The following is a 2,102-nucleotide window of genomic DNA, read 5'->3' as shown; positions in this document are numbered from 1 at the left end:
ATATAAATTTCACTATTTCAGTTGAAGATTTAAAATTCTATAATTCTAATTTAGACTTTATTGCTGAACCGGGCGACTTTCAAGTATTTGTTGGAACAAATTCTGAAATTAATTTAAAAGTACAATTTGAGTTGACTAATTAATATGCGTAATCCTTAAAACTTGGATGGTCAAAGTTAGGTCTGAAATAAAATATTTTAGAAAACAATATTTATGAAAACAGCTATAAAATCAAAATTGGTAGTCTTTTTTAGCTTAATATGTTGTTGTTTTTCTGAAGCACAATCGAATAATCAGCAATTCGAAATCAAGGTTGATTCCCTAATGCAACTCATGACGCTTCAAGAGAAAATTGGGCAAACGGTGATGTATGGTGGGCATTGGGATCAAACAGGACCTGTTGTCGGTTCCGATAATGGCAAGTTTATTCGCGAAGGTAATATGGGCGCTATGCTGAATGCCATGTCTGTTAAAGGCACGCGCGATTTACAAAAAATAGCTGTTGAAGAAACCCGTTTGGGTATTCCATTATTGTTTGGATATGATGTTATTCATGGACATCGCACTATTTTTCCAATTAATTTGGCATTATCCTCTAGTTGGGATTTAAAAATGGTGGAAGAAAGCTCGCAAATTGCAGCGGCAGAAGCATCGGCAGAAGGCATTCATTGGACTTTTGCACCAATGGTTGATATTTCTAGAGAACCGCGTTGGGGAAGAGTATCAGAAGGCTCAGGTGAAGATGTTTATTTGGCTAGCGAAATGGCAAAAGCCTATGTTAAAGGTTTTCAAGGAGACGATTTATCTAAACCTAATACTATTTTAGCTTGCGCCAAACATTTTGTGGCTTATGGAGCGGCTCAAGCTGGTCGTGATTATCACACCGTAAATATGAGTGAGGGCGAATTACGAAACGTGTATTTGCCGCCATTTAAAGCATCCATTGATGCAGGTGTTGAAACATTTATGTCCGCTTTTAACGAGCTTAATGGCGTGCCAACTTCCGGTAATAAATTCACGCTCAGAGATATTCTTCGCGACGAATGGGATTTTAAAGGCTTTGTTGTTTCAGATTATACATCCATTAATGAATTGATTCCGCATGGTTTTGCAAAAGATAGTATTGATGCTGCAAGAATTGGAATGAATGCTGGTGTTGATATGGATATGATGGGAGAAATTTATCGGTTACATTTAAAGGATTTGGTTGAAGAAGGCAAAGTGTCAGAACACTATATAAACGATGCTTGTAAACGGATTTTAATGTCGAAATATAAATTAGGATTGTTTGATGATCCTTATCGTTATATTGATGAAGAACGTGAAAAGAAAACAAAATATAAACCAGAATTTTTAGCAAAAGCAAGAGACATAGCAGCAGCATCTTCAGTATTGTTGCAAAATAAAAATAACGCATTACCGCTAGATAAAAAGGCTAAATTTATAGCGTTTATTGGGCCCTTAGTTAAAGATGAATATGATATTATTGGAAATTGGGCAGCAAAAGGAGATCGTCATGGAAAAGCGGTTAGTGTATTTGAAGGGCTTTCAGAATATTTAAAACCAAACCAGATTTTATATGCCAAAGGTTGTGAGGTTTTAAAAGATGACACCTCTGGTTTCAATGAAGCAATTAAAATTTCAAAACAGGCTGAAGAAATTGTTTTGGTTATGGGCGAAGGGCATCACATGAGTGGTGAAGCGGCTTCCAGAACTAATTTGAAAATCCCAGGAATTCAACCTGAACTCATTAAGAAAATACGCGAGGCTAATCCTAATAAAAAAATCACTTTGGTTTTAATGAATGGGCGCCCATTAAATCTATCCCAAGAGGTTCATTTGGTTGATGCCATTTTGGAAGTTTGGTTTCCAGGAACCATGGGCGGCGCTGCAACTGCCGATTTACTTTTTGGTGCTGTTAATCCATCAGGGAAATTGACGGTTACATTTCCAAGAAATGTTGGGCAAGTTCCTATTTATTATAACATGAAAAATACGGGACGACCAATTCCTGAAAGCGATCCAAATGAAGATTATAAAAGTAATTATATCGATGTGCCAAATACACCATTATTTGTTTTTGGTGAAGGGTTGAGTTATAC

Annotated in this window: 2 protein-coding genes; both read left to right on the top strand. The window is 36.3% G+C overall.

All coding sequences use genetic code 11. The features are described from left to right. Positions 1–2 precede the first annotated feature (2 nt). Positions 3–143: a fibronectin type III-like domain-contianing protein gene (locus tag WBN21_RS09955; RefSeq protein ID WP_424199848.1), complete on the top strand. Its 141-nt coding sequence runs from the start codon at positions 3–5 to the stop codon at positions 141–143. Between the two features lie 70 nt (positions 144–213). Further along, positions 214–2,102 (top strand): glycoside hydrolase family 3 N-terminal domain-containing protein (locus WBN21_RS09950; protein WP_424199846.1); only part of this gene is annotated, 1,889 nt, incomplete at its 3' end.

It is taken from the genome of Algibacter sp. (assembly GCF_049667265.1).
Classification (GTDB): Bacteria; Bacteroidota; Bacteroidia; order Flavobacteriales; family Flavobacteriaceae; genus Algibacter_B.
Note: the sequence above shows the minus strand (reverse complement) of the source record. Positions and strands in the feature narration are given on the sequence as shown.